Source organism: Streptomyces sp. WELS2, assembly GCF_013870595.1.
Classification (GTDB): domain Bacteria; phylum Actinomycetota; class Actinomycetes; order Streptomycetales; family Streptomycetaceae; genus Streptomyces.
This window is the reverse complement of the sequence record NZ_JACBWZ010000271.1, coordinates 1-7,444: the sequence shown is the minus strand read 5'-3', so window position 1 is coordinate 7,444 and position 7,444 is coordinate 1. Positions and strand designations below refer to the sequence as shown.

8 protein-coding genes are annotated in these 7,444 nt (G+C 73.8%); 2 read left to right on the top strand and 6 right to left on the bottom strand.

The genetic code is table 11. From position 1 onward, the window contains the following. Positions 1–817 (top strand): FAD-dependent oxidoreductase (locus tag H5J33_RS17400; protein WP_181795841.1); only part of this gene is annotated, 817 nt, incomplete at its 5' end. 31 nt (positions 818–848) lie between these two features. Next, complete coding sequence (locus tag H5J33_RS17395) at positions 849–2,048, top strand: cytochrome P450 (protein WP_181795840.1); 1,200 nt, start codon at positions 849–851, stop codon at positions 2,046–2,048. A 13-nt stretch (positions 2,049–2,061) separates the two neighbouring features. On the opposite strand, the gene H5J33_RS17390 is transcribed toward H5J33_RS17395, so the two are convergent. The 6 genes from H5J33_RS17390 to H5J33_RS17365 all read right to left on the bottom strand — a co-directional run. Next, complete coding sequence (locus tag H5J33_RS17390; protein ID WP_181795839.1) at positions 2,062–2,616, bottom strand: SRPBCC domain-containing protein; 555 nt, start codon at positions 2,614–2,616, stop codon at positions 2,062–2,064. Positions 2,617–2,659: 43 nt separating this feature from the next. Beyond that, positions 2,660–3,469: a LytTR family DNA-binding domain-containing protein gene (locus H5J33_RS17385; protein ID WP_181795838.1), complete on the bottom strand. Its 810-nt coding sequence runs from the start codon at positions 3,467–3,469 to the stop codon at positions 2,660–2,662. A gap of 116 nt (positions 3,470–3,585) precedes the next feature. Beyond that, positions 3,586–4,452, bottom strand: a complete 867-nt coding sequence (locus H5J33_RS17380; protein WP_181795837.1) for a carbohydrate ABC transporter permease — start codon at positions 4,450–4,452, stop codon at positions 3,586–3,588. Further along, positions 4,449–5,408: a carbohydrate ABC transporter permease gene (locus H5J33_RS17375; protein WP_181795836.1), complete on the bottom strand. Its 960-nt coding sequence runs from the start codon at positions 5,406–5,408 to the stop codon at positions 4,449–4,451. The genes H5J33_RS17380 and H5J33_RS17375 overlap by 4 nt, the downstream gene beginning before the upstream one ends. Then, the gene (locus tag H5J33_RS17370; RefSeq protein ID WP_181795835.1) at positions 5,402–6,712 is read right to left on the bottom strand and encodes an ABC transporter substrate-binding protein; all 1,311 of its coding nucleotides are present in this window, start codon (positions 6,710–6,712) and stop codon (positions 5,402–5,404) included. Before H5J33_RS17370 ends, H5J33_RS17375 begins: the two co-directional genes overlap by 7 nt. Then, positions 6,709–7,444, bottom strand: a 736-nt coding sequence (locus H5J33_RS17365) for a GNAT family N-acetyltransferase (RefSeq protein WP_181795834.1), incomplete at its 5' end; no start/stop codon positions are given. The genes H5J33_RS17370 and H5J33_RS17365, both read right to left, overlap by 4 nt.

The window sequence follows — 7,444 nt, the reverse complement described above, 5'->3', positions numbered from 1 at the left end:
CGCGTTCGGCGGGACGCTGTCGCGGCTCGCCGCCCTGATGCACCGCGAGCACGGCGTGGACCTGCGCTGCGGGGTGACGGTGACCGCGCTGCTCGGCGACGGCGCCGGCCGGTTCACCGGGGCGGACCTGTCCGACGGGACCCGCGTCGAGGCGGACCTGTGCGTGGTGGCGCTGGGCGCGGTGCGCAATGTGGAGTGGCTGGCGGAGTCGGGGCTGGCGGCGGGTCCGCGCGGGATCGCCTGCGACGCGGGCTGCCGGGCCTTCACCCGATACGGGATCGTCACCGACGACATCTTCGTGGCCGGGGACGTCTCCCGGTTCCCGCACCCGCTGTTCGGCTACCAGATGCTCTCGCTGGAGCACTGGGGGAACGCGGTCGCCCAGGCCGAGGTGGCGGCCCACAACATGGTCAGTCCCGGACCGCTGCGCCGACCGCACCTGTCCCTTCCGGTGTTCTGGTCCACCCAGTTCGGGCGGAACATCAAGTCGGTGGGCGTGCCGACCTACTCCGACCACGTCGTCATCGCCCAGGGCTCGCTGGAGGCGGGCCGGCTGGCGATGGCCTACGGCTACCGGGGGCGGATCACCGCCGCGGTCACCGTCGACATGGCCAAGTCGGTCGACTACTACCGGCACCTGATCGAGACCGCCGCCCCGTTCCCGCCCCCGCCCGGCGCGGCGGACCGCGCGCTGACGGCCGAGATCCCGGTCCCCTCGGACGTGCCGGACCCCAGGGGGCTGTCCCACGAACCCGTCGTGGCGCTCACCGGTCATCTGCCCGACCGCCGGCTGATGGTGGTGCGGCCGACCGGCTGACCCGCGTCCCGCCCGACCACGAGGAGCCGCCATGGACCCCGGCACCCTGCTGGCCCGGATCACCGACTACACGAGCCGCCCCGACCCCTATCCGCTGTACGCGGAGCTGCGCGCGGCGGGGCCGGTGGTGCGGCAGGACGACGGCGGTTTCCTGGTCGGCGGCTACCACGAGATCGCCGCACTGCTGCACGACCCCCGGATCAGCGCCGACGAGCGGTCCCGCACCGCGCCGGCACCGTACGAGGGGACGCGGGAGGCGTCGTTCCTGCGGCTCGACGACCCCGAGCACCACCGGCTGCGCACCCTGGCCATGCGGCCGTTCGGCCCGCCGCACAGCCCGCACCGGGTCGACGCCATGCGCGGGGAGATCGCCCGGATCACCGAGGAGTTGCTGGCGGACCTGCCCGCGGACCGGCCGGTCGACATCGTGGACGACTTCGCCTACCCGCTGCCCGTCATCGTGATCTGCCGGCTGCTCGGCGTGCCGCGCGAGGACGAGCCGCGGTTCCGGGCCTGGTCCGACGCCCTGGTGGCGACCGCCGACATCCGGCCGGGCGAGGACACCACCGAGGTGGAGCGGGCCGGTGACCAAGCCGGGGCCGAATTGCGGGAGTACCTGCTGGACCTGGCCGAGCGGCGGCGCGGACAACCGACGGACGACATGCTCTCCGCCTTCGTCAACGAGCCCGATCCGTCGCTGCGGCTCACCCCGCGGGAACTCACGGTGACCGCCTCGCTGTTGCTCATCGCGGGGCACGAGACCACGGTGAACCTGATCACCAACGGGGTGCTGACCCTGCTGCGCGGGCCGGAGGTCCTCCAGCGGCTGCGCCGGGAGCCGGGTCTGCTGCCGCGCGCGGTGGAGGAGTTGCTGCGCTACGAGCCGCCGGTCCACCTGCGCGAGCGGGTGCCCCTGGTGGACGTCGAGGTGGCCGGCACCACGATCCCCGCGGGCACCTCCGTGATGCTGGCGCTGGCCTCCGGCAACCGCGACCCGCGGCGCTTTTCCGAGCCGGACCGGTTCGTGCCCGACCGCCCGGACAACGAGCACCTGGGCTTCGGCAGCGGCATCCACCTGTGCTACGGCGCACCGCTCGCCCGTATCGAGGCCCAGACCGCGCTGGGTGCGCTGCTGCCCCGGCTCGAGACGGCCCGGCTGGTCGAGGACCCGCCGCCGTACCGGCAGAACGCCATGCTGCGCGGCCCCCGCCATCTGCGCGTGCGGCTGTGAGCCGGCGCCGCCGCTACGGCGCCGGGCGGTGGGCGAGGCCGAGGTGGCGGTCCGGGTTCACCACCGTGGACAGGCCGTTGAGCAGCAGGCGGGTGCCGCCGCGCAGATGGGCGGCGTCCTGTTCGCCGTCCCCGGTGGGCACGAGCCAGGTGTACTGCTCGGTCCAGGTCAGACGGCAGCCGGCGCCCTCGTCGGAGAGTTCGACGGTGACGAGGGAGATCCAGCGGCGGGCGCCGTCGACCTCGGCCTCGTAGACGTACACGATCCGGGTGTCGGGGAGGATGTCCAGGAAGCGGGAGCGGTAGGCGAGGCGCTCCTCGGTGTCGCCGGAGACGAAGACGTTGTGGGCGCTCTCGCCGCCGCCGACCCGGAAGTCCAGCTCGTGTCCGGCGGTGCCGGAGGGGCCGGGGAGCCGGAACCAGCGGGCGCGCAGGGAGGGTTCGGCGAAGCCGCGGAAGACCTCGGCGCGGGGCACCGTGAAGTCCATGCCGACGGAGAACGTGCCGTGCCGCGTGGGGGGCGCCGGGGGACCGTCCGTCTCCGCCCGGGCGAGGTGACCTGCGTCCATGGGGCCAACCTAACACCCCGGCGCGGGAGTTGAGGACGCGCGCTCAGCGTGCCCGGCCCGTGGCGCGGCCGGTGAGCAGGTCGCGCAGGTCGCGGGCGTTGCGGCGGCTGACGGCGAGCGTCCGGTCACCGATGCGGACCGTCAGATTGCCGCCCTCGACCCGGAGTTCCTCGATCCGGCCGAGGGCGACCAGCCGGCTGCGGTGGATCCGTACGAAGCCGTGCGCGCGCCACTGTTCCTCCAGGGTGGACAGCGGGATCCGCACCAGATGGCTGCCCTCGCCGGTGTGCAGCCGCGCGTAGTCGCCCTGCGCCTCGACGTGGGTGATGTCGGCGAGGGGCACGAACCGGGTCACCCCGCCGAGTTCCACGGGCACGTGGCCGCCGGTGCCGGGTGCGGCGGGCGCGGGTGCCGGGGGGCCGGCCGGGCGGGGGCCCTGACCTGCCCGGACCAGTTCGGCGACGCGCCGTACGGCCTCGGCGAAGCGCTCCTTGCGCAGCGGTTTGAGCAGGTAGTCCACCGCCTTGAGGTCGAAGGCGCGCACGGCGAAGTCCTCGTAGGCGGTGACGAAGACGATCAGTGGCGGTGCGGAGAAGCCGCCGAGGGTGCGGGCGAGTTCGAGGCCGCTCAGGCCGGGCATGCCGATGTCGAGGAAGACGACGTCGAAGCCCTCCGGGCCGTCCGGGTCCCGGCCGAGGGCGTCGTTCAGCCGGCCCAGCGCCTGGGTGGCGTCCCGCGCGGGCACGGCCGTGCCGACCCGGGGGTCCTCGCCCAGCAGGTACAGCAGTTCGTCGAGCGCGGGTCGTTCGTCGTCCACGGCCAGGACGCGCAAGGGCGCGTCGCTCACCCCCATGTGCGCACAGCTCCTCTCGTCCTCGACCGCTCCCCCATGGTGGTCCGGCCGGTGACCGGCGTCGAGATCGCGGACGGCGGTGTGTCCGGGCCGTGATGCGCGCAGGACGCGAATCGTTATTTGAGGCCGCTGAGCATGACGCCGCGGATGTAGTGCTTCTGCAGCAGCAGGAACAGCACCAGCACCGGCAGGACGCTCAGCACGAGACCGGCCATGACGACGGGCATCGTACGGGCCGGGTCGACGTGGTCGCGCAGCAGCTGGACGCCGACCGGCAGGGTCATCAGGTCCGGGTTGGCGGTGGAGATCAGCAGGGCCCAGATGTACTCGTTCCAGGCGTCGACGAAGGTCAGCAGGCCGAGGGTCACCAGGACCGGCTTGGTCTGCGGGACCACGATCCGCCACCACACCGTGAACTCGCCGGCCCCGTCGATGCGGGCGGCCTCCAGCACCTCGTCGGGCAGGGACAGCATGAACTGGCGGGTCAGGAAGATACCGAAGCCGTTGACCAGGAACGGCACGGCGAGGGCCACGACGCTGACGGTCAGGCCCGCGCCACCGCGCCCGAGCAGGTCGTTGCCGCCCGCCAGCGGCCAGTGGACGAGGATCAGGAAGCGCGGGACGAGGAAGAGGAACGGCGGGAACATCATGGTCGACAGCACCAGCCGGAAGACCAGGTCCCGTCCCGGAAAGCGGAGTCTGGCCAGCGCGTACCCCGCGAGCGACGAGGTGAGCAGCACCGACACGGTGACCACGGCGGTGACGACCACACTGTTGCGGAAGAGCACCGGCAGGTTCAGCTGGCCGATCGCCGCACGGTAGTTGGACAGCGCGAACGTCTTCGGCAGGAACCGGTACGGCAGCGTGCCCGCCTCGCCGGGCCCCTTGAAGGACGTCATCACCATGTCCAGGAACGGCACCACCGTGAGTAGCGCGCCGACCGCCACGACCAGGTACGACAGCCACGGGAAGCGGCGCCTCACGCGTCCTCCCCCGCCCGGCGGAAGACCCACAACTGGGCCAGGGTGACCACGAGGACCACGGCGAACAGCACGAACGCGGCGGCGCTCGCCGTGCCCCAGTCGCCGTGGTCGAAGGCCCGCCGGTACATCTCCAGCGCGGCCACGTTGGTGGCATCGCCCGGGCCGCCCCGGGTCATCACGGTGATCAGCGCGAAGGACTGCAGGCCGGTGAGGAACTGGGTGACGCACACGAACAGCAGGGACGGCCGCAGCAGCGGCAGGGTGATCCGCCGGAAGACGGTGCCGGGCCCGGCGCCGTCCAGCGCGGCGGCCTCGTGGTAGGAGGCGGGGATGGACTTCAGCCCGGCGGTCAGCACGAGGATCGCCGAGCCGAGCGAGGCCCAGGCCTGGACGACCACGACCGAGGGCAGCGCGGTGTCCGGGTCCTGGAGGAACGCCACCGAGCCGAGCCCGAGGGCGTTGAGGACGCCGTTGGCCAGCCCGCCGGGCTCGTACATGTACTTCCAGACGTTGCCGACGGCGACGACGGTCGTGACGATCGGCAGGAAGTACAGGGTGCGCCACAGCCCCTGGAACCGCAGCCGGTCCACGCACGTGGCGACGACCACCGAGCCGGTGAGGGCCAGGGTCACGGTGCCCAGCGCGAACAGCAGCGTGTTGGTGAGGACCGGCACCAGGAACGTCGACCCGTCGGCGAAGAGGGCGGCGAAGTTGTCCGGGCCCACCGGTTCGATCGCGCCGAGGTCGAAGCCGGTCCAGCGGGAGACCGACAGCAGCAGCGCGAAGCCGAGCGGCAGGAGCAGGAAGACCGCGAAGAACAGCAGCGCCGGGGCCAGGAAGAGGTAGGCGACGGCCGTCTCGCGGTGGCGGCCCCGGCGGCGGCCGTGACCGGCGGGGGCGGCGGGTACCGGTCCCGGCGCCCGCTCGGGCGTCTGCGGGGTCAGGACGTTCACCATGGCCGGGACACCTCCTGGTCGACCTGGCGGCGGGTGGTGCGCAGCGCCTCCTCGACCGACTGGCGGCCGGTCCACAGCGCCTCGATGTTCTTGCGCAGCAGCGTCTTGGCGCGGGCCGCGCCCGGCCCGTTCGGCTCCGGCACGGCGTAGTCCAGCGCGTCCAGGAACGGGCGCAGGTTCGGGTCGCCGCCGGAGCCGAGGAGCGCGCGCATGTCGTCGGCGCGGGCGGTGAGCGAGCCGACGGACACCTGCAGGGCGCTCATCCGGGTGACCGCGGCGCCCTCGCGCGCGGCCACCCGGTCGGTGTTGAGCCAGCGCAGGAACTCCCAGGCCTCGCGCGGGTGCCGGCTGGCCGTGTTGACGCCCAGCATGAAGCCGGTGGCGAGGGTGGCGGGCCGGGTGCCCGGCGCGGGCACGGGCACGGGTGCGACGCCGACGTCCCGGTAGTCGCCGCCCATCAGGGGCCTGAGGCTGCCGGTCCACCAGCCGGCGCCGATCACCATGGCCACCTGGCCGGACGGGAAGGCCTGGTAGACGTTGACGGCCGGGGCGCTCGCCCCGCGGGTGACGAGCCGGTGTTCCAGGGTGAGCACGGCGCGGCCGGCCGGCGAGTCGATGGCGGTGGACCTGCCGTCGGGGGTGACGAAGCGTCCGCCGGCGGCGTGCAGCAGGGCGAGGGTCTGGCCGACGGTGGTGGCGTCGTCGTTCGCCGACAGCCCGAACCCCTGGACGAGCGGGTTGCCGTACCGGTCGCGGCGGGTGGTGCGGTAGGCGGCCTCCTCCAGCTCGGGCCAGGTGGCCGGCGGGCCGTCGGCGCCGGCCGCGCGCAGCAGCCGCCGGTTGTAGTAGAGGGCGTACGTCTGGGCCTCGGTGGGATAGCCGTAGACCGTGCCGTCCACCGTCACGGCGCCGACGGCGGCCTCGCCGTAGTCGCGCCGGATCAGCTCGGCGTGTTCGGGCGGCGCGGGCCGCAGCACCCCGGCGCGCACCAGCTGGCCGTTCCACAGGCAGTACGGGTGGAGGATGTCGGCGCCCTGGCCCGCGGCCTGCCGGACCATGAACGTGGTCAGCAGGTCGGTGAAGTCGACGGCCCGCGTGCGTACCTTGACCCGGTCGTGGGTGGCGTTCCACTCGTCGACCGGGCCTTGGAGGGCCTGGTGGAGCGTGCCGCTCGCGTAGTGGGAGAGCAGGGTGAGGACGATGGGGTCGCCGGGCCGTCCGGTGCCCCGGTGGGGGGCGGCGCAGCCGGCGGCGAGCAGCGCCGAGGGGAGGGCGAGCGCGAAGTGGCGGCGGCTCGGCGTCACCGGGCGGCCTCGCGGCGCAGTACGCGGAACACCCGGGTCGTGGTGAAGCCGGCCGCGCGGTACAGGTGGCCCGCCGGGGAGTCCTCGCCGGTCCACAGGAACCAGGCGCCGTGCGCGCCGTGCGCCCGCATCCGCTCCAGGACCAGGTGGAGGAGGACCTTGCCGAGGCCGGTGCCGCGCTGTTCCTCGCGCACCCCGAAGGGGCCGAACCGCTCGGTGGCCGCCTCGTACGCCCCGTGCATCGCCCAGCCGGCCAGCCGGCCGGAGGGGTCGCGGGCGATGACGATCCGGTCCGGTGGGGTGCCCGCGGCGCAGCACTCGCGGATGGCGCGGGCCCAGTCGGCGTGGAAGCGGCTCCCGGCGAGCGCGATCAGGTCCACCAGGTCGTCGTCCGCCGGAGTGGCGAACCGGTAGCCGCGTGCGGTCAGGTCGTCCCGGCGGCGGGCGACCTCGTCCGGGAGGCGGTAGCCGACCAGGCCGCGGTCCATCGCCGCCGCCTCGTACAGCGTGCGAAAGCCCAGCGAGGCGAGGAGCCCGGCGGCCTCCGGGTAGGTGGCGGTGTCCAGGCCGGGCAGGAGGTAGTTCGGGGTGTACGAGGCGAAGTCCACCCGGGTGCGGCCGTGGCCGTGCAGCCAGTCGAGGGCGTCGGTCAGCAGCCGTCGGCCGAGGCCGCGTCCGCGGGCGGCGGGGTCGACGAAGAAGAACGGGATCCAGCCCTGCTCCGGCTCCAGG

What these genes read in the sequence shown, in the direction of transcription:
- H5J33_RS17390 (WP_181795839.1), bottom strand. Translation starts at nt 2,616, where the DNA reads ATGGACGCAGGTCACCTCGCCCGGGCGGAGACGGACGGTCCCCCGGCG.
- H5J33_RS17395 (WP_181795840.1), top strand. Translation starts at nt 849, where the DNA reads ATGGACCCCGGCACCCTGCTGGCCCGGATCACCGACTACACGAGCCGC.
- H5J33_RS17385 (WP_181795838.1), bottom strand. Translation starts at nt 3,469, where the DNA reads ATGGGGGTGAGCGACGCGCCCTTGCGCGTCCTGGCCGTGGACGACGAA.
- H5J33_RS17375 (WP_181795836.1), bottom strand. Translation starts at nt 5,408, where the DNA reads ATGGTGAACGTCCTGACCCCGCAGACGCCCGAGCGGGCGCCGGGACCG.